This window comes from Spirosoma gilvum (assembly GCF_054776815.1).
In genome coordinates this window covers 337,703-358,174 of the sequence record NZ_BAAHBH010000005.1, presented here as the reverse complement: position 1 = coordinate 358,174, position 20,472 = coordinate 337,703, and the positions used below count along the sequence as shown (strand labels likewise).

The window sequence follows — 20,472 nt, the reverse complement described above, 5'->3', positions numbered from 1 at the left end:
CCGCTACCGGTTGTTAGTGAGTACTCTCCAGTAGTCCTATTTGGGCTGTAGATTTTGTTTTCGATAAGAAATCGAGAATAGAGTTGGCTACTGGCAAAGGTTGTTCTTCCTGAGGGAAATGCCCACTTGTTTCAAGTTCAATTTTTGTTGAATTGGGAAACCCGGACATAAACTTGGTAAGGTTTTGGGGTTTGATTACGGGGTCTTTCATACCCCAGATAAACAGCGTTGGCTTAGATGAAATGGCCTGCCTTCGACTCCATAGCTCCTCAAACCAATCCTGATCGGTCAATAACGATTTGGCGAATGCCAGAGGGCCATTTCGTTGCGCCTTGTTGGCAAACGGCCTTGTATATTGACGGACTAAATGCCGGGGTAGTTTATGATCGCCAAATGAGTTGGGTAAAATATATCGGGCCGAAAAGTTGAGGTAACGATATAAAAAGGGTAACAGCGGGCTTTTCAGCAGTTTGCTAAATCGGATAAAATCGGGGTCTTCGTTGCTGCTCCATAACCAGGAATTAAGGACCACCAGATTTTTAACCAGATAAGGATGCTTTATGGCAAAGTTTAAGCCTATAGGGCCTCCAAAATCATGAACAACCAACGTAATGTTCTCCAATTTTTGTTCGAATACAAAACGCTCGAGCGTCCTGCTATGATTCTGGGTTGAGTAATCGTAATCGGCGGGTTTGTCGGATAGCCCAAAACCAATGTGGTCAATGGCAACACAGCGAAAATTGACTGATAGTGCTTTGATGATGTTGCGAAAATCGAAACTCCAGGAGGGAGTACCATGCACAAATAGGATGGTGTTGCCCTTTCCTTCGTCAACGAAGTGCAACTGCTGCCCGTTGATCGTCATGAAGTGTGATGTAAACGGGTATTCGGCGGTGTTGAGCCAGTGTTTTGTCATTTGCTGTTTTTTCGACAAAGTTCTCCGGCATTCAGAACATAAATCTTGGTCTATACCAACATCAGAACTTCACGTTGTTGAACAGCTTGCTAAAATTGGTAGGATCGATGCCCAGGTAAGAAGCAATGTATTTGTGGGGAACCAGTTGCAGCAAATGGGGACTTCGTTGGCAAAACAGTTTGTATCGTATGTCAATCGTTGTGGAATGCAGCTCAATATGGCGGTTAATCATGCCTGCCAGAATATATTCGGTTAGTTTTCGAAACAGGCGTTCTATAGGATGCGATTGATCAAACAGTTTCTGTAAATCTTCAAACGTGATGTAATCCAATTCGCTGTCTGTCAGGCAGGAAAGGTAATAGCGTGAAGGGGCCTGAAACGAAAATGATTCCGGAATGGCGCACAAGTTTGGCGAGTAGGTGAAGGCAATAACGTGTGTTTTGATTTCGGTGTCGACATAGGACATCTGCACACCACTTTTTACAAAATAAAGCTCTCGCTGAACCTGCCCCGGAACAACTATGAATTCCCCTTTCTTAAACGACCGGGTCCTGAGTTTATCGGCCAGCAGCGTAAAATCTGCCGGGCTTATATCGTGAAAGCGGTTTAAATAATCGTGTAATTCCATGGCAGGTTGATCGCCTATTTTCGTATCTCATAATAAAGTTCAACCATGCCGCTTTTATAAGCTCGAACATCGCGTAGATGCAGCGCCTGTTCCTGCCCGAATTGGTCAAAAAATAAAAGGCCATCGCCCAGAATAACCGGCAGAATGGACAAGCGTATCTCATCGGCCAGTTTCAATCGAATGAACTCTTTAGCCAGCTCGGCTCCCCCGACTACCCAAACGGTTTTGTAGGCTGGTTTTAGGCGTTCGTTCACCAGTATGCTCAAATCGCCCGAATAGCGTTCAATATTGGGCCGCTCGATGGGCAACTCCCGATTTGTGACAACAATGGTTGGTACATCGCCATAGGCCCAGCCATACGATTTCGATAGTTCCAGCGCGTGCTCGTAGGTACGGGCGCCCATTACATAGCAATCGATGGTTTTTAGAAAATCTGCGGTGGCTTGTTCGGTCAGTTCAATGCCTTTCTCGTAGTGGTCCGACGTTTCGAACCAGGAAACGCTATTGTCCTTTTTGGCAATCTTCCCATCCAGGCTCGACACCATATGAATCGTTAGGTTGAATGCGTCTGTTGTCATGTAAGTACTCAAGCACAAATAGTTTAGAGTATTCTGCATATGCGTTTTTTGTCATGCTGACGAAGGAATCGGACCGCCGAAGCGGCATCTTCGGTAGGCAGCTTTAAGATGTCGCTTCGGCGGTCCGATTCCTTCGTCAGCATGACAAAAAATAATCTAATGTATTTTCAATGACCTACTTATGAGAGTAGTAATACCGTTTCCAACCGCGATTTAGTTTAAAATCGCGGGTTCTACGGCATCGGCCGACCGTCCGTGCTACTATAAGTCACTTACTTTCGATTTTCCCGTTCGAGCTTGATGTCTTTACGTCGTTGATTGGCAATGTAAAGCGTGGCGAAGAAGAAAACAGGCACTTTAAAGAACAAAAGAAAAAAAGCAATTTTTGGCACGAAAAAACTTAAGATAACACACACTAATCCATTGGCCATATCCAGATTGAACATGATGCGAAACCGGCCCCGCTCTTCGCCCGACAGTTTTTGTGTATCAATAAAGTCATTCTTGAAATCAGAACTGTCCCAGATGAAATTTTGAAAAATAGATAGCGCGAAAATATTCAGGCTGTATAAGAAAATAGCGGCCGAATCGCCAAAATGCGTGCTCAGTACGCTGGTAGCAAAGGGCAGGGTAACAATAAAAAATAACCAGCCGATGTTGTAACTCATGGTGCGCTCATTCATCTTATGGATGTACGTGTACATCTGATGATGGGTGCGCCAGAAACTGGCTATGTTGATAAACGAAAGAAAAAACGCCAGATAGTTTTTCCAGGGCAGTAGTAAATCCGGAAACGTCAGATGATGGCCTTCGGGAAGTTCGAGTTTTAAATCCAACGCCAACAACGTAATAGCAATAGCCACGATGGCATCGCTAAAAAACAACATCCGCTCATAAGGAATCTCCCGTTCTTTACTCTCGCTCATGTTTGTATGGTTATTTATTAGCGAAAACGGTTATGATAAATTTACCTACCTGTCTTCTAGAAATACCAAGTTAGCGATTAGCTTTTTCTAATTTTTTGTGTATCAAAGAAATCGTTGTCATAATGTCCAATGCTTCGTCTTCTGTAATATTCCACACGACTTTTGGAGTATGAGCTATTGTATTTCTAAACATACCAAAAACGCCTTTTATTAAATTAACTAAACCTTTTTGTTCGCTTTTTTCTGTTTCAGTTGCTAAGCTATTTATTTTTAGTAGTGGATTATTTACCGACAGAGCTTGTTCTACAAGTTCTGAACCGTCTGTTGTTAAACTTATTTTTAATCTGATTTCTTCTGCGATGCTTTTTACTGCTTCAAAAACTGAATGGAAATAATTTTCGTTAATAAGCTCTGTATTACAGTAATTGTAGATTTTTGTATATATACTTCTACTCTCAAGTTTAGACCTAAAGCGATTAACCCGTATTTCAGCTTCTGTAATTGTTTTAGATTTTTCAATAGGGTTGAAAATAGCTGATTCATTTAAAATTAATCCAATAAATGACAGCCTTTTGTTTAACTCAGTTCTAATAAAATCGAACTTTTCTTTTTGCCCAATAAAGCGAGAAGGCTTCATTGCTATATTTATGAATTTTAAAATATTGTTGGATGTTTGTGTCCTGTTCTGAAAGTCAACAAAACTATTGTAAAGCCTTTTCCATTTAGTGTTCGTAGGATCTATATCCATTAAGACCGCTTCAGAGATGAATTTGGAAAGCTCTGCCCCTGTCAAACCGTAATCTGTATGAGCTAAAATTTTAGCTATTCCTTCTAACGTTCCTCCGTCAATAGGGTCAAATATTTTGCTTGCCATTGGTAGTTGTAAAATTCCTATTAACCAAATATATGTGAAAATTCCTATTTAATTTTTTAGCAAATGCACTGACAAACGTGAGTATTTACTAAAGTTAAATGAGCGGATAACCTAAAAACTTCCCGAAAGCTCGAAGCTTTCGGGAAGGTAAAAAATAAGCATCAATCTTCGCGGCCTTCTTTTCGGTTGGCGTCGGCCATGCGGACGATTTTGGGGGTGAACTTCGCCAATACGGATACCAGGTCGTGCTGGGCGCCGATGACGGTTTCGATGTTTTTGTAAACCATCGGGGCTTCGTCGAGGTCACCACCAATCAACTGCACATCAGCCGCTTCCAGGGCTTTCTTCAACTGCGAGTTCGTAATGTTGTTGAACGCCTGCGTCCGCGACATCAGTCGCCCGGCCCCGTGCGAGGCTGAGTTGAGCGATTCGGCGTCACCGCGTCCTCGTACCACAAAGCCGGGCTGGGTCATCGAGCCGGGGATGATCCCCAGCACATCCGGTCCGGCGGGGGTTGCTCCCTTTCGGTGGACAATCACCTCGCGGCCATCCGGCATTTGCTCCTTCCAGGCAAAATTGTGGTGGTTTTCGATCATCACCAGCGGTTTTTCGCCCAACGCTTTGGCCAGCTTGTTATGGATTTCGTGGTGGTTGGCCGACGCATACTCACCCGCCAGATTCATCGCAATCCAGTATTCCTGCCCTGCTTCGGTGTTGAGGTCGAGCCAGGCCAGTTGCGCTGCCTGCTTGGGCAGTTTCGTTTTCAGCATGGCCAGTTTGGAGTAATACGTTGCCACGTTACCCCCAAACCCGCGCGAACCCGAGTGTGACAACAAAGCCAGATACTCGCCTGGAGGCAGGTTCAGGCCGGTCGTTTCGGGGGCGTCTGTCTGTTCGTAGACCTCAACAATACCCCATTCTACAAAGTGGTTGCCCGTTCCCGAGCTTCCGAGTTGGCGGTAGGCTTTATCTTTCAGGTCGCGAATCACTTTCGTGGCCGTCCATTCGGGCAAGTCCATCACCGATTCGTCGAACTTCTGCCGTGTTTCGCCACCGATGCCAAACTTGGTTTGCTCCACCAGCGACTTTTTCAACAGATGTGGTTCCCGTTTCAAATAAGCGGGTGGTAAGTCGAAGATGGACAGGCACATCCTGCAGGCAATATCGACCCCAACGGCAAACGGAATCACCGTATTCGCATCCGTGGCCAATACACCACCAATGGGCAGGCCGTACCCCTGGTGGGCATCCGGCATCAGCGCACCCGCTACCGAAATAGGTAGGCTGGCGGCTGTTTCCATCTGCTTCAAAGCGCCGTCTTCGATATTTTCCCGGCCAAACACAGCATATGGCAATGGCCCGGTACGCAGGTCGAACGTTTGTTCAGTTTGCGTACCGCTCGCGTTTAGGGCGTACGGTGCCGGTTCGGGCGGAAGGTACGTAGCTCCCGCTTCGCTCAGCGGTACGGCAATACCCTGTTTGTTCAGGTCATAAATGGCCCGAGCCAGATTGGTTACCTTGTTTTTCGAGTAGGCGAATTTTTTTGGATTTTGGAGCATCTGCGCCAGCAACCCCATCACTTTCTCCTTCGGGTAATTGGCCCGTTGAACCAGCCCGTTGGCTACCCGAAGAAAGGTGTTGTGCAACGACTCAGGAATAGGCCCGAGCGTTAAAATATCCTCGATTGAAATTGGTATTTCCATGGTGTAACGCGGACATCCTGTCCGCATAATATTAAAGTAGTCAGTATTTGTTTGATAACTAAGAATAGTTCTGGCAGTAATCACATTGTCAGAACTATTCTCAAATTACACCATGCGGACAAGATGTCCGCGTTACGTTCTGCGGACGAAAATCTGTTTTAATTGATCGACCATAGAGCCGTCGTTCGATACGGAAATCGAACTGATCTTATCCGCAATTTTCTCGACGTACTCCATCTCTTTCAACTTCCAGAGCATATCGTTGTCCTCCATCAGCTTGGCCGTGTTCAGCAAACTTCGGGTCGAAGCGGTTTCTTCCCGTCGCATGATGCTGTTGGCCTGGGCTTTCTTTTCGGCCATCAGCACCTGGTTCATGATGTCGCGCATGTCGCCTGGCAGGATAATGTCGCGTACTCCACCGTTCCGCAAGTCGACACCCAGTTCAGCGGCTTTGCCCGCCGTGGCTTCCAGTACAAAAGGAGCAAGCTCTCCTTTTTTATCCAGCAACTCATCGAGCGTCTGACCACCGATATACTCACGCAGAGCCAACTGAATTGCCACATATACCTGTTTATCGTAATCCTTGTTCTCGACCAGTGCTTTGATCACATCCTGCACCTGAAACTGAACATAAAAACTCAGACGTAGTGAGGCTTTGTCTTTGGTCAGAATTTCCTGACCCGACACTTCCATCTGTTGCTGGCGTGTATCCACTTTCAGTACATGAACGGGCGTATTGTTTTTCCACCAGTAATAAACTCCCGGCTTGAGCACTCGCTCGAATGTCCAGTCGATGAACAGAACGCCCTGCTCATGCGCTTCTACGGTGTACGTGCGTACATAGGCTGACAAGGGCGTTGGCATCAGTGACGCAAGGTCAATAGACGCTGGAATATCGAGCTGACTTAAGTCCGCTTTTAGGTAGTCGTACTGTTTTATACCTTTCCAATAAGCCCAGCGGCCTTTGGGCAGGATGGATTGGAAAAGCCCTTTTTCGTATTGCAGCGCAATTTCATGATCGTTCACCTCAACCACATCGAGCGCGGCAGCTACCTCCGGATACGATAGTAAGACGTCCAGATCGCAGGGGGGATTCTGTAACCGCTCTCCCTTGTTGTAGACATAGACGGTCTCATTCGGCCATACCCAATGGGCTCCTTCCGAAAGCAGTTTTTTATACCCGCCCTGTTTGAACAAAAGCCCGATTTGCCAGGCCTGGATGCGTACAGTTTTCATAGTTATATGGTGTTTGTAAATGGTTGCTACACGAATAACCAGGTCAGAGCTATCGATTTAGCCTTGGCGGAAGCCGGTTGGCGATTGTGTTGGTACGAAGATTTGGCGAACGAGTCGGGTCGAAAGTTGATTGGTTAAAGAACGGTTGTTCTTTAGGTGGCAACGATTCGACCAGTCTGTATTCGGCAAAGCAGCGTACACCGACAAACGTGGCATCGGCCTGCTGGCCCAGACTAAATGGTTACCCGCCCGGCGAACCGATGGCGTAACCCGATAGCTCCTGGCTGATTATGGACTATAGTGGCCTTTTTAGAAGTGGCCGTCTTCCCAACCAATGGATCAACTTCCCTTAAGTTGACTGCAGGATTCGAACCTGCATATAGAGACAGAACGCATCTATACCCAACAGCATATCGGTATCAGCCAGTGGCTGCGATACTATGGGGCTATACAGAAACCCACATCTGGTTTGAGTATCGACGTTTCCGTCGCAACGGCGAACCGTCGTTGCAAAGGTTTTAGGCTACTGCGCAGTCTTTTTGCGCAGTTCAGAAATTTTTTTCATTTTTCTCAAAAAATTTGGCTAAAGATGAACAACTATTGCCTATAGCTAATAATCAACCACCATGCCTGCCAACCGAAATGCTCTGATTCGCTATAAAACACTGGATGCCTGCCTGCGCAATCGGCAGCGCAAATGGACGCTGGACGCCCTGATTGAAAAGGTGTCGGAAGCACTCTATGAGTACGAAGGCATCGACAAAGGCATTAGCCGCCGGACTATTCAGGCCGATTTGCAGATGATGCGGAGCGATAAGCTGGGCTATTTCGCACCCATCGTTGTCATCGACAAAAAATACTATACCTACGACGACCCGGTCTATAGTATTACAAACATTCCGTTGTCGGACGGGGACTTGCTTCGGATGAATGAAGCGGTTGAGGTCTTGAAGCAGTTTAAAGGCTTTTCGCACTTTACGGCCCTGAACGAGGTGGTACAGAAACTGGAGGATTATGTGTATTCGACGGCTCAAAAGTCCGTTCCTGTCATTGATTTTGAGAAAAATGAGGGACTGAAAGGGCTTCATTTCCTGGACGTACTGTATCAGGTAGTTATTCAAAAGCAGGCTGTCGCTATCGAATATCAGTCGTTTTCGGCCCGGTTGCCGCAGACGTTTACATTCCATGTATGGTGGCTGAAAGAGTTTAAAAACCGTTGGTTTGCCGTGGGCGTGCGGGACGGGAAAGGACAAATTATGAACCTGGCTCTAGACCGTATGCTGTCGGTAACTCCGGTTGCTGAAGTCGATTATGCTGTCAGTCATATCGATCCTGAACTCTACTACCGGGATGTCATCGGCGTGTCGGTCAGCGATAATATGCGGCCGATCAGGGTGAAGCTGTTTGTTACGGACCGCCATGCGCCTTATGTAGAGACCAAGCCACTTCATCACTCGCAGGAGGTGTTGGAGCGTACCAGTGAAGGAATCGTAATCCGGTTATGTGTGCAGCATAATTTTGAATTGGAAAAAGAAATCCTGGGCTTTGGAGAAGGGATGGTTGTTCTTGAACCCGAACGACTCCGCCGGTCGATCCAGAAGCGACTTCAGCTAGCTGCCGATGCCTATGTTGACCATGGGCGAAAAAGTATTGTTACCACTAATTCGCATTCCGATACAGTTGATTCCGATTCGATACATTCCTGACTATAGTTTGAGTAATGGATATTGTTTGTATATAAAAATGGCTGTTTAGTTATCAAAATTGCCTGTGTGCTTACCAAATGAATACGAGTAGTAAATATACTTACTAAAAAGTGCCTTTTTGTGTCCAATAGCTCGCTTTGGGTGTAGCTTTGTCATCGAACTAACCTGATTAATGAACGAATGCTGATTGCCCCATTACTGCCTGATGAATCGAATCGAATTGATGCGTTAAGAAGTTACAATATCCTCGATACATTGCCAGAACAGGACTATGATGATATCACTACGTTAGCGTCTGAAATCTGTCAAACACCTATTTCGCTGATTAGTCTTATTGATGATCAGCGACAGTGGTTTAAATCCAACCATGGGCTGGACACGCGCGAAACACCGCGTGAGTATTCCTTCTGTGCCCATAGCATTATTGACCCAACCGAAATATTTATTGTCCCCGATTCCCGGCAGGATGCCCGCTTTGCCGACAATCCACTGGTGACAGGTGACCCACATGTTGTATTTTATGCGGGTGTTCCGCTGGTCAATGAAGAGGGCTTCCCACTGGGCTCTTTGTGCGTGATCGACCATGTCCCGAAGCAGCTCAATGAGTCGCAGTTGAAATCATTACGAGTGCTGGGTAAGCAGGTTGTCAATTTGCTCGAACTCCGGCGCTCCAACAAGGCCCTCAGCACCATAAAAAATCTGTTGGAACAACGGAATGCGGAACTAGAGAAGATTGCCGCCATTGCCAGAGAGGAAGTCAGGCCCGAAGTGCTGCAACTTCATCAGACCATTGTGGAATTGATTACCGAAGCCATCAATCCGGACTACGAAACCATTAAATCATTACTTAATGAAGCGATCAGCAGACTACGGGTCGTTGAGGGCGGTTTGAATCGGATACAGTTACTCGATTGATTCGCTTAGGCAATGGGTATTAGCCAATCTGTTGGCTGTCAGTGGTGAGGTTCGATGTGAATCAATACGTTATACACGGCGGGTTTTTCGGCCATGATGGCTCGTTTGACCGCATGGGCAATGTCGTGCCCCTGTTTTACGGTCAGCTTGGCCGGAACCTGTACGTGCATATCCACAAAATATTCGAAACCGGCTTTGCGAACAAAGCATTTCTCCACTCGTTTCACATTTGGAATCGTCAGGGCAATGGCTTCGATTTCAGCTTTCCAGTCGCCCGCCGGTGATTCATCCATAATTTCGCCAAACGACGGCCGGAAAATGTGGTAGGCGTTGAAAACAATGAAACCAGAAGCTAGTAGAGCTGCCCAATCGTCGGCGCTTTCGTAGCCAGGACCACCAATCAACGCAATGCTGATACCCACAAAGGCGGTCAGCGAGGTAATGGCGTCGCTTCGGTGGTGCCAGGCATCGGCTTTTACGGCACTGCTTTCGGTTTCGGTGCCCACCTGAATAATACGCCGGAACAGGACCTCTTTGACGATAACAACTCCCGCCAGAACAGCCAGCGTAAACGGTGCCGGGACCTCGTGGGGCACCTGTATGTTATGAATACTTTCGACCGCAATAAAGATAGCCGCGCCCAACAAGGCCATCGATACGACAATGGCGGCCAGTGGCTCTGCTTTCCCGTGGCCATAGGGGTGGTTTTCGTCGGGTTTACGAGCGGCAACCCGTAGCCCAAACCAGACAAACGTTGAGGTAATGACATCGGTACCCGATTCGATGGCGTCGGCAATCAGCGCGTAAGAATGCCCCAGCCACCCGGCCGTTCCTTTGACGACCAGCAACACGATACTGACAGCGATGCCAATGAGTGTTGTTTTCTGACCCCGCTCAGCCTGATGGGGTTTAATCGGTTGCTCCATGAATATAGGCTTGGTTGTGAAGCGATTCAGTAGTTAGTGGGTGTTTAGTTGATTAACAACTTAGACGAGCAAATGGCTGTTAAAAAATGTTTAAGGAGGAACCTGTTTACACGTATGTTTCAATAGGTTTTGTCATCCCGAGGAATGAGGGATCTCAAGCGTCAGGGAATTCGAGATCCCACGTTCCTTGGGATGACAAAGTACTCCTACATCGCTTGATTGGGGCGCGTTCAAACAAGTTTGCTATTTAGCCAGCTAGTTTGGCTCACTGTAAACTGGCCAAAATGGATAGGGATTCAATGGGCAAAAAGCTATTCTGACGCCATTTTGCCCGTTGAATCCCTAATAAAGCTCATTGATCTGTTGTAAACTGGCAGGAGATATGGGCGTAAAGGTAATGTCTGACTAATATAGTTGTGGTATATATAATAAAAATACAATATATCAAGATAAATCGGAGATTGCTCGCCGAACTGTGGCACAGCTAATTCCATAGTTGCTAATCAGACGCTTGTATCAGCCGTGCCACAGTTTAAAAGGCACTCTCATAAATCGGCTTGGGCTTTGGGTCAGAAAGTAGGCTTATACGTTGCATTTTGGCTGTTTGCCGCTCGTCCTCTAAGCTCAATATGCCAAACATTCCCAGTAACTGAAGGTTGTACAATGTATTCTCAACGATATTTATTATGAAAACTTTTTCGAAAACAACTCTAATTTTAGCTAGTCTCTGTAGTGCGACCCTGGCGTTGGGTCAGCAGTACAATTCGTATGACGACCGGTATAATGATCGTTCGGATCGTAGTCGGGATCAACGTCGTTATGATCGGCAAAGTGACCGCGACCGTGAGCGGGTGATTGACGAACGCAGGGATTACAACCGCCGAAGCGACGAAAGTCCACGATATGATAACCGGTATGAAGACCGTTACGATAACAATCGTCGGTTTAGCGAAGAAGATTTGAGCAAAGCGTATGACGAAGGGTTTGAAGATGGCATGCGCAATCAGGAAGTAAGCGAACGTCAGGAGCGCCGGGAAAAGTACAAGCATTTTACGTTTGGTATCTATGCCGGGGCTAATTCAACTCGTTTTGAAGGTGAAAGTGTGGATAGCAAAAAGCTAACCGGTCGCCTGGGCTATCAGTTAGGGTTTTTTGTGCGGGGTGGCGGTCGTGTGTATGGGCAGATTGGTGCCGAATACCTGACATCGAGTTCGGAGTTTTATCGGGCTGGCGATGGGCAGGCGGGTAGTGTAGGTGATATTACGGCCAATATCGATCAGCGGTATCTGCATGTTCCGGCCTATATTGGTGTTAAGCTGGCTCAGTCAGACCGAGGGGTATCGGCGGTTCGTTTGGCCGTTGGGGCTGAGTATGCTACGCCACTGAGTACCGACAAAAATGATTTTAATCTCGGCAATGCAGACTTTCAGGCAGCGACCATCAACGGATTAGTAAACCTTGGCTTCGATGCGGGCCCAATCATGCTAAGCTTTGTTTATCACTACGGCTTTGCGGATGTCCTGAGCAGTGGCAACAGCCAACGGCGGATACTGGGCGTCAATCTGGGCGTTAAGTTTTAATAGATATTAGGATCAAATTGGCGGTTTTAAGTGGTTTATTAATAGGCTATTATGCCTATTTTGTCATCCCGACGCAGGAGAGATCTCGAATCGCCTGACGCTTGAGTTCCCTCCTGCGTCGGGATGACAAAATCTAGTAATCAGAATTTACTCTACTTGATTAACCTCATAAACCATACGAAAAAGGGACAGCTACAATAGGCTGTCCCTTTTTGATTGATATAGAATTCAATTTTACTTTTTGTCGCTGAGGGCGTCCGTTACATCATCGACGAGCTTGTTGGTCTCTTTCTTTAATTTGTCGAAATCGTCCTCACTCGACCGCTGCACTTTGTAATAGGCATACGATAAACGGCTGCGTTTTTCTTCCAGATCCCGAACGTGATCTTCTCGTTTATTACGCTCTTTACGGCTTTCATTTTTCACGTCAGCCTTAGTTTCATCGATTTTCTGGTCAAGCTTGTCCATCTGTTCAGCCATGCGATCCATTAAATCACGTTGGTCGCGGTTCATCGGCCGATCGCGCATTGAATCGGAGGTGCGCCCACCACCCATCGTATTCGATCGGTTCATGTCGGAATCATTGCCACGGCTATCGTTATTTCTCCGATTGTCCATATCGTCGGAGCGTTGCCGATTCATCGACGAGTTCATGTTTTGGCCATCGTTCCGGTCGTCGTTAGTATTCCGACGATTATCGTTCATCGAATTCATATCGCGGCCGTCATTATCTATTCGTCGGTCATCGTACTGACGGTCGCGGTCCGTATTGTATCGGTCGTTATTGGTAGAGCGATCATTATAACTCATCCGGTTATCAGACGGGTTTCGGTCATCGTTACGACGGTCGTTATAAGTATCTGAGTTGTCGCGCCGATCCCGGTTTGAGTCAGAGCGATTATCATACGAGTCATTACGGTTGCGATCATAATCGGAACGGCCATTGTAGGAATCCCGATCTCGGTCGTTGTAACGACGGTCGTACGATTGGCGAGCATACGAATCATCCCGCCGATTATACGAGCGATCATTGTTTGAATCACGCCTGGAATCATTCCGATCATCGTAGTCCCGATCATCATAGTCGCGATCACGATAGGAGTTATTATACGAGCGGTTATCTGATCTACGATCCGACCGATAGGAGCGGTCGTTGTCTGAGCGATAGGGATTTCGGTAGGTACCCGTGTATTGATCATTGTAGTCATCGTCGTCCATTCGGCGATCACGATTGCGACGGCTACTAAATAGTGATTCATTGTTGTCTCGATCCCGGTCCGACCGCCGATCCCGATCGCGCATTGTACTCGTTGTTCGTTGGGGCGCAATGTCCTGTCGACTATTGCTTGAATTGCCATAAACCCAGCGCTCCGTGGCCGCACAGGATGATAGACCTACGACAGCCGCTAACATGGCTGCTACGGTTAGTATGTTCCTTTTCATAACGTTGTTGTGTATTGATTTAATTATTGAGAACGCCATTCTAAATGGCCATGCACATTGCGCTTGCTACCGGGTCAGCTTTACGCCCCGATTGTTTACCTGGCCGAAATAATAATTGACGCCCAGCTTGATTCGATTACCCTTTCCCCGGCTGACCGTTGGGTCGAGTTTGTTATAGAAATTACTCTCGTACGAGAGTTCGGCCCCTAACCGATGGAGAATCCAGGCCATAACCCCAACCTCCAGCCCAACGCTGGTATATTTAGCTTTTGTCTCGGGAGATAGATTATCGGAAAATTCCCGCCCACTGTTCAGGCTGGCGCCAAGAAAACTACTTATCCGGGTTCGAAAGGGATAATAGCGGGCAAAAGCGCCTATTTGCCGGGAGTTGTATTTGTTTCCGACGAGTCTGTCGGTATCGAAGCGCAGACCCGCTGTAAAGCCCGGCTGGAAGAAATAACCGACTCGGGTGTTCAATGCTAAATAAGCCTGCCCATTGGCCGAGCCCATCCCTAGTCCACCGCCCACAAAGAGGTTGCCCGGCTGGAACCAGCTAAGCTGATTGCGTTGCTGATAGGAAATCGATTGATCGATCGTTTCATCTAATTTTTCGGCTGCCTGCGTGCTTTTCTGATTGATGTTCTGCCGGGTTTCCTCCGAAAGGATTGGCCTCTGTCTGCTTGTTGAATCGGACCTACTCTGAGCCTGAACGGTTAGCGTAAAGGCAACAAGCAGCGTTGTTGTCGTAATAAGTTTTTTCATCGCTGTTGAGTTGATGGTTTCACTATTTAGTTAACCATAAATCCCGCCTATGGTTAACATATGGCCTATACACAGCAATTTTATTCCTATATGGTACGTAAGGAATCGGTACATTGATAATGCCGGAACTGATCAGAAGCGGAAAATACTTACATAGTCCAGGCCGTATCGCGGTATTGGCCCGGAGGAATGCCAAACCGCCGTTTGAATAATCGGGAGAAATAATAAATACTGGGAATACCGACCGACTCAGCGACTGCTTTTAATGCCATTGAGGAAGTGGTCATGAGCAGTTGAGCGCGTTCCAGTCGTTTATTAATGATATAGTCCATCGGACGGATGCCCACAATGGTTAAAAATAAGCGGGAAAAATAGTCAACATTCAGGTGGACCTTTGCGGCCAGTTGCTCCACCGTCAGCTTATCCTGCAAATGGCTGTCGATGTATTGTAAAACCGATGCCAGTTGATGGATGCCTTTCGCCCGTTGCCGGTCATCATCATTCTCAGCACCCAGAAAGCGGGAAAAAAGTTGGAGTAAAATCCCATTCGTTTCGACAAACTGGCTCAATGACTGACTCGGTTTGGGCTGATTAAAACTGAGTACTTCGGGCCGGTTGTCATATTCTTTCGGATTGGGCTGCTGGATTGTCCGGCCAGGGTTTTGCGTGAGCAGGCGCTCCATCAAATTATAATCGACAGGCTCTGCTTTTACTTCGTAAAGCGTTGAGGTAAGGTCGTAAACAGATAACCCTTCCGGCATTTCGTCGAAAAAACTGATGTAATATTGTTCCAGAAACTGGTCGCAGTGATAGCGGCTGTAGGTAAAACTGGGTATCAGGTAGAGGTAGCCAGGTTTTAGTATAAACTTTTGACCGTTGTGCCATACCCAGCCTTCGCCGTCGGTAATCAGGTATAAACGCGAAAAGGGGCTAATCACATGGTCGTACTGCCAGCGCGAATCAAGTTGGATAAACCCCATATGCAACAAGCTCAGTCGCAGGCTTTTGATAACATCGAACATAAGTCGCCAGAAAGCGTAAAGTCGGATTCCGACAAAACAAAGCCGCTATTGTGGATTTACTAATCAGTACAGAACACGGATTTTTATGATCGCTATGATGGGTTATGATCTTTTTAATCATAACCCATCATAGCGATCATAAAAATCTGCGTTCTATTAAAGCTATATGAAATATCTATATTCTCTGCTTGTTCTTCTATGGTGGCAATCGGGTTTTGGTCAACCACCCTCTAGTGATGCCAACAACGTAGTCTGGACTAGTCAGAGCCGGAATTCGTCGGAATCGATGCCGTGTGGTGGGGGCGATATTGGCCTGAACGTTTGGGTCGAAAAAGGCGATGTGTTGGTTTATCTGGCCAGGAGCGGCACATTCGATGAGAACAACGCCATGCTGAAACTCGGCCGGGTTCGGCTAAAACTTTCGCCCAATCCGTTTCAGGGTTCCGATTTCCGACAGGAATTGCACCTGGCCGACGGGGGAGTGACCATCAGTGGCGGTAATGTGCAGGTATCGCTCTGGGTTGATGTGTTCCGGCCCGTAGTGCATGTGGATGTCCAAAGCGCCAAACCGGTTAGTGTGACGGCTTCGTATGAATCCTGGCGTTACAATGACCATCTGGTTCAGGGTGCTGAATACCGGGCAAATTCATACAAGGCATCGCCCAAATTCGACGTCATTACCCGCAAGGATGAAACCAGTTTTCAGGGTAACGATATTCTGTTTTACCACCGCAATCGCAGCGATGTCGAATCGATTTTTGATTATACCGTGCGTATAGAAGGAATGTCTTCAGTAAAAGACAGTCTGTTCAATCCGCTCAAAGACAATACATTCGGTGGGCTTATGCGGGGAGCAGGTATGAAACCCGCTGGCATCGATTCGGGTACGTACGTTAGCGCGAAATACAAATCCTGGTCGATAGCCAGCCAGAAACCGACCCGTTCGCAACAACTAGAGATCGCCCTTACGGCCGCACAAACCGTCACCCTCGATGACTGGAAAACGGAGCTAACAACCACCGTAAGCCAGGCGGAGCAAAATCGCAAAACGGCTCGACAGAGAACCCTGGACTGGTGGCGGCAATTCTGGAATCGTAGTTATATCGCTATCGATAGTAAAGACACGGCTGTAACTGCCGTTTCCCGAAACTACCAGCTATTTCGCTATCAATTGGGTTGCAATGCCTACGGAAAATGGCCGACGAAGTTCAACGGGGGCCTGTTTACCTTCGACCCAGAGTATGCCGATAAAAAGTATGCGTACTCGCCCGATTTCCGGCTTTGGGGTGGAGGCACGATGACGGCACAGAATCAGCGGCTGGTTTATTTCCCGCTCTTCAAAACCGGCGATTTCGACATGCTGAAACCCCAGTTCGATTTTTATCTGCGGTCACTACGGAATGCCGAGCTGCGGAGTAAAGTCTACTGGGGGCATAATGGCGCTTGTTTTACCGAGCAGATTGAAAATTTTGGCCTGCCCAACATCATGGAATATGGCCTGAAACGTCCCGAAGGTTATGACCCCGGCATGGAATACAATGCCTGGCTCGAATACGAATGGGAAACCGTGTTTGAGTTCTGCCTGATGATGCTGGATACCGAGCGCTATGAAGGGCGCGACATCAGCGAGTACATTCCGTTTATTGAAAGTTGCCTGACGTTCTACGACGAACATTATCAGTTTTTGGCAAAACAACGGGGTAGCAAGCCATTCGATGGACAGGGACAGTACATTTTCTATCCCAGTTCGGCCGCTGAGACCTATAAGATGACCTACAATTCGACGACCGTTATTTCGGCGCTGACCGTGATTCTGGACCGGATGCTTGAGTTACCACAAACGTATCTGCCTGCAAAAAGCCGGGAAAAATGGACGACCATGCGGAAGCGGGTTCCGTCCCTTCCGTTTGGCGAGTACGCTGGTCATAAGACGTTGGCACCAGCACTGGCCTGGGCGCGAATCCAGAATACCGAAGCGCCACAACTGTATCCGGTTTACCCGTGGGGGCTGTACGGCGTTGGAAAACCCGGTCTGGAAATCGCAAAAAACACCTGGACGTACGATACACTGGTGGTTAAATACCGAAGCCACATTGGCTGGCGACAGCACAACATCTTTGCCGCCCGGCTTGGCCTTACCGATGAAGCCGCCCGATTAACTACCCTCAAACTTCAAAACGGCCCGCACCGGTTTCCAACGTTTTGGGGGCCCGGCTTCGACTGGACACCCGACCATAATTGGGGTGGCTCGGGCATGATTGGTCTACAGGAAATGCTGATGCAAACTGATGGCAAAACGATTCGGTTACTCCCCGCCTGGCCAAAAACCTGGAATGCCACCTTTAAACTCCATGCACCTTACAATACAGTCGTGGAGGGCAGAGTCGTAGATGGACAGGTACGCGACCTGAAAGTAACCCCACAGGAACGAGCGAAGGATGTGATTTTGCCCTAAGGGTTTCAGTAACATGTATTTCATTAAGAATGAGTCTGCCAATCAGTTGAACTATTAGCTGTTAGATAATTGATGTCCCAACCTTTTAGAACTGATTAGGGTCCTTTAAGAAAAAATAGGCTATCGGTTTATACCATGAAACGTTTACTTCTCTGGTCGATTGTATTTACGTTCCTGAACGCTTGCACGAAGGATGCGGATGTAGTTGATCCTGCCAAGCGAGTAAGACCTGTTTATTTGCAGATTTCTCTAAGCGGTACCGATTATAAACTCAGTTGGCAGGAAGTTCGTATCGTTTGTGTGACGGCACCCTGCCCCGATGTTGCAGATGTAGAAGCCGAAGCCTATGACGTACAAATTGCCTCTGATGAATTAGGGCCGTTTCGCACGTATCAAACGATCAGTGCTGACAATAAATCAATTAGTATTCCTGTGGCTCAGGGTGGGGAGCAATTGGTTGCCCGCATCGTATCGAAAAATAAGAGTGCTCCACCGGCGAATTCCAATACGGTTATGGCCTCCACCGGGTTTCTATCCCAATCGCTTTACTACCCAGGATTCGGGTTTGGTGCTTCAACGAATGTTATAGGAGGAGATGTAACACCGGATGGCGCAAAGGTAACCTATTCGGTATTGGTTGAAGAAGGGGCAGGCCAGTATGTGAATCAACTGTATGTGGCCAATCTGCAAAATGAACAGCCTGTTTCGACAAAGCTCGTAACCCGGCAGGGGACGATAGGCTCGTTTTCGCCGGATGGGAAGCAGCTTGCTTATCCTTCCAGAACAGAAAATGGAATTAGTATTTATGACATATCATCTGAGCAGACGCGAACGCTTCCGGTGGCGAGTGCGGCCTGGATACAAGGGGTAGACTGGTCGCCGGATGGGAAATGGCTGGCGTTCTCGACGGTTTCCAATGAAGAATCCCGACTTTGGAAAATAGCCGTATCGGGTGGTTCCGCGATTCCATTGACACCCGTTTTGCCCATTAGCGGATCAAATTCTATTCGACAAACCGACATTGACTGGTCGCCGGATGGTCAGTATATTGCCGTGTCACGCGTTCGAAGTGAGAGTACCGACAATAAACAGTGGCGTTCTGTTATTTCGCTTTTTTCGCCCGAAGGAAGTGGTGAAATAAAGTATTTTGACTCGCAACCCGGCTGGATTGACACGGCTCCGTCGTTTTCGCCCGACGGAAAACAGCTTATTTTTCTGAGTACACGAACCGACCCTACGCCAAATTCCTACAGTCTGTGGGTTCGGAATTTGGCAACCAATAAGGTGCGTCAGATCAAATTGCTGCCTGGCCTGATTCCCTCGGCTGACTATGCACCACGCTGGCTTGGCAATGAACGAGTACTATTTATGGGTACTCAGCAAGGAAAGCAAGGCTATTTTTCCGTATTTCTGTAAGAACTACACGTTGTGATGTCGGTTATAAGTAACCGACATCACAGGTAGAGCGGATTACCGGAATGGGGTAGAATTAGCGGTTGTAGATCATCAATTAATACTGATCGAGTAAGTACTTAATCAGATCGGTGGTCGTAACAATACCAACCAGTTTATTCTCCTCATCGACAACGGGTAGGGCATGGAATTCTTCTTCAGCAAACACTTCGGCTACCTCCCGAATGGTCATACCGACGGGAATCGTCCGGGGTTTATGGGTCATGACCTGGTCAATCGATAGAATCTGTAAAACCGCTTCATCAGCATCCTCCTGGCCTTCGAATAGTGAACTGAAGGTTAGTCGGTTGACGTCCGTTTTGCTGATCATACCAACGATTTCATTGGCATCAACGACAGGCACATGTCTGATTTTGTGATGATTGATGAGGTCAATAACCTGATGAAGATCGTCGTTGAGATTGACGGTGAAGACCGTGCGGGTCATAATATTCGAAACAGGCTCTCTGTGCTTCATAATGCATTTGTTTGATTGGCTCAAAGGTCAATCAACCTGTTTACCTGCGAAATGACTTACCTCAAGACCGTTCCTGCTTTTGGTCAAATGGTTTGACAAGGCAAGCCTATGTTACTTAGACTGTATAAATTCGAACGATGGGAGGTCGATGGGAGTAAGTTTGCAGACAGTACCTTCTTTTTTATAAATGAGACCTAAGCATGTTTCGCCACCTTCCAGTCGATGGGTTTGAGCTAACTGGTACATTTCCTTCAGCTTACGTTGTTCAAGCAAGACTCGAAGCGTATCATCTTTCATGACGATTTCATGACCAGGGGTAAGTTGTTGGGCAGGTGAATTCTTTCGGATAATGGTTAGTTGAGACGTACTAACTGGACTAATTTTCTCCACCTGCTCATAATACAGTTTATGCACTTTATCCCAGAGATATATTCGTTCAGTAGAGGTTCGTGGGTCTGTGAAAATGAGCAGGTATAGCAATTCGTTCTTTGCCAGATCGACACCTGTTTGCCATTGATAATCCTGTAAGACAGATTGGAGACTATCTATCTTTTCCCTTTGTAAAGTATACGAGCTTCCCTTAAGGCGAGAAACGCGAACAGAAGCTTTACCATGCGGAATTATAGCATCGGGCTTGGCTTCTTTTGCATACCTGCTGGCCCAGAATAAACGATATTGTTGAATAAAATCCTGCGTTCGTCCTGCGAACGGTGCTAGCCAAAAGATTAGGCAAAATCCGATCAGTTTCATTAACGGGTAGCAAAAGCCAAGATTCTGCCGGATAACGGTCTAAGCTATTTTTGTAGTATCTGAATGGTATGCATAAATAGAGTTTTTACTTACAAAACAAAGCAGCTGGTGTTTAATACCCT

19 protein-coding genes are annotated in these 20,472 nt (G+C 47.2%); 6 read left to right on the top strand and 13 right to left on the bottom strand.

Annotated elements, in window-relative coordinates; translation table 11 throughout:
• Positions 1-13 precede the first annotated feature (13 nt).
• The 7 genes from ACYVFD_RS15500 to ACYVFD_RS15470 all read right to left on the bottom strand — a co-directional run bounded on the left by ACYVFD_RS15500 (position 14) and on the right by ACYVFD_RS15470 (position 6,861).
• Positions 14-916, bottom strand: coding sequence for an alpha/beta fold hydrolase (locus ACYVFD_RS15500; RefSeq protein WP_461091097.1), 903 nt, complete (start codon positions 914-916; stop codon positions 14-16).
• Between the two features lie 61 nt (positions 917-977).
• The gene (locus ACYVFD_RS15495; protein ID WP_461091096.1) at positions 978-1,544 is read right to left on the bottom strand and encodes a Crp/Fnr family transcriptional regulator; all 567 of its coding nucleotides are present in this window, start codon (positions 1,542-1,544) and stop codon (positions 978-980) included.
• A gap of 14 nt (positions 1,545-1,558) precedes the next feature.
• Complete coding sequence (locus ACYVFD_RS15490; protein WP_461091095.1) at positions 1,559-2,122, bottom strand: dihydrofolate reductase family protein; 564 nt, start codon at positions 2,120-2,122, stop codon at positions 1,559-1,561.
• Positions 2,123-2,394: 272 nt separating this feature from the next.
• Positions 2,395-3,048: a TMEM175 family protein gene (locus tag ACYVFD_RS15485; protein ID WP_461091094.1), complete on the bottom strand. Its 654-nt coding sequence runs from the start codon at positions 3,046-3,048 to the stop codon at positions 2,395-2,397.
• A 70-nt stretch (positions 3,049-3,118) separates the two neighbouring features.
• Positions 3,119-3,922 carry a TIGR02391 family protein gene (locus tag ACYVFD_RS15480; RefSeq protein WP_461091093.1) on the bottom strand — a complete coding sequence of 268 codons (804 nt, stop codon included), beginning with the start codon at positions 3,920-3,922 and terminating at the stop codon, positions 3,119-3,121.
• 161 nt (positions 3,923-4,083) lie between these two features.
• Positions 4,084-5,625, bottom strand: coding sequence for an RtcB family protein (locus ACYVFD_RS15475; protein WP_461091092.1), 1,542 nt, complete (start codon positions 5,623-5,625; stop codon positions 4,084-4,086).
• Positions 5,626-5,757: 132 nt separating this feature from the next.
• On the bottom strand, positions 5,758-6,861 hold the full coding sequence (locus ACYVFD_RS15470; RefSeq protein ID WP_461091091.1) for a slipin family protein: 1,104 nt from the start codon (positions 6,859-6,861) through the stop codon (positions 5,758-5,760).
• A 145-nt stretch (positions 6,862-7,006) separates the two neighbouring features.
• Between ACYVFD_RS15470 and ACYVFD_RS15465 the strand changes: the two genes are divergently transcribed.
• The 3 genes from ACYVFD_RS15465 (at position 7,007) to ACYVFD_RS15455 (ending at position 9,482) form a co-directional block, all read left to right on the top strand.
• Complete coding sequence (locus ACYVFD_RS15465; protein ID WP_461091090.1) at positions 7,007-7,138, top strand: hypothetical protein; 132 nt, start codon at positions 7,007-7,009, stop codon at positions 7,136-7,138.
• Between the two features lie 349 nt (positions 7,139-7,487).
• Positions 7,488-8,567, top strand: a complete 1,080-nt coding sequence (locus tag ACYVFD_RS15460) for a helix-turn-helix transcriptional regulator (RefSeq protein WP_461091089.1) — start codon at positions 7,488-7,490, stop codon at positions 8,565-8,567.
• 180 nt (positions 8,568-8,747) lie between these two features.
• Complete coding sequence (locus ACYVFD_RS15455) at positions 8,748-9,482, top strand: GAF domain-containing protein (protein WP_461091088.1); 735 nt, start codon at positions 8,748-8,750, stop codon at positions 9,480-9,482.
• Positions 9,483-9,520: 38 nt separating this feature from the next.
• Here ACYVFD_RS15455 and ACYVFD_RS15450 read toward each other — a convergent pair whose 3' ends face one another.
• Complete coding sequence (locus tag ACYVFD_RS15450) at positions 9,521-10,408, bottom strand: cation diffusion facilitator family transporter (protein WP_461091087.1); 888 nt, start codon at positions 10,406-10,408, stop codon at positions 9,521-9,523.
• A 686-nt stretch (positions 10,409-11,094) separates the two neighbouring features.
• On the opposite strand from ACYVFD_RS15450, the gene ACYVFD_RS15445 reads away from it, so the two are divergent.
• Positions 11,095-11,988 (top strand): hypothetical protein, encoded by an 894-nt coding sequence (locus ACYVFD_RS15445; protein ID WP_461091086.1) that lies wholly within the window; start codon positions 11,095-11,097, stop codon positions 11,986-11,988.
• Positions 11,989-12,222: 234 nt separating this feature from the next.
• Here ACYVFD_RS15445 and ACYVFD_RS15440 read toward each other — a convergent pair whose 3' ends face one another.
• The 3 genes from ACYVFD_RS15440 to ACYVFD_RS15430 all read right to left on the bottom strand — a co-directional run bounded on the left by ACYVFD_RS15440 (position 12,223) and on the right by ACYVFD_RS15430 (position 15,215).
• Positions 12,223-13,431, bottom strand: a complete 1,209-nt coding sequence (locus ACYVFD_RS15440) for a hypothetical protein (RefSeq protein ID WP_461091085.1) — start codon at positions 13,429-13,431, stop codon at positions 12,223-12,225.
• A 66-nt stretch (positions 13,432-13,497) separates the two neighbouring features.
• The gene (locus ACYVFD_RS15435; RefSeq protein WP_461091084.1) at positions 13,498-14,193 is read right to left on the bottom strand and encodes a hypothetical protein; all 696 of its coding nucleotides are present in this window, start codon (positions 14,191-14,193) and stop codon (positions 13,498-13,500) included.
• A gap of 149 nt (positions 14,194-14,342) precedes the next feature.
• Positions 14,343-15,215, bottom strand: a complete 873-nt coding sequence (locus ACYVFD_RS15430; RefSeq protein WP_461091083.1) for an AraC family transcriptional regulator — start codon at positions 15,213-15,215, stop codon at positions 14,343-14,345.
• 166 nt (positions 15,216-15,381) lie between these two features.
• On the opposite strand from ACYVFD_RS15430, the gene ACYVFD_RS15425 reads away from it, so the two are divergent.
• The gene (locus ACYVFD_RS15425) at positions 15,382-17,670 is read left to right on the top strand and encodes a DUF5703 domain-containing protein (RefSeq protein WP_461091082.1); all 2,289 of its coding nucleotides are present in this window, start codon (positions 15,382-15,384) and stop codon (positions 17,668-17,670) included.
• Between the two features lie 135 nt (positions 17,671-17,805).
• Positions 17,806-19,086, top strand: a complete 1,281-nt coding sequence (locus ACYVFD_RS15420; protein ID WP_461091081.1) for a hypothetical protein — start codon at positions 17,806-17,808, stop codon at positions 19,084-19,086.
• A 94-nt stretch (positions 19,087-19,180) separates the two neighbouring features.
• Here the strand turns inward: ACYVFD_RS15420 and ACYVFD_RS15415 are convergent, their stop codons facing one another.
• Positions 19,181-19,600 carry a CBS domain-containing protein gene (locus ACYVFD_RS15415; RefSeq protein ID WP_461091080.1) on the bottom strand — a complete coding sequence of 140 codons (420 nt, stop codon included), beginning with the start codon at positions 19,598-19,600 and terminating at the stop codon, positions 19,181-19,183.
• Between the two features lie 111 nt (positions 19,601-19,711).
• Positions 19,712-20,350 (bottom strand): hypothetical protein, encoded by a 639-nt coding sequence (locus tag ACYVFD_RS15410; protein ID WP_461091079.1) that lies wholly within the window; start codon positions 20,348-20,350, stop codon positions 19,712-19,714.
• Between the last annotated feature and the right edge of the window lie 122 nt (positions 20,351-20,472).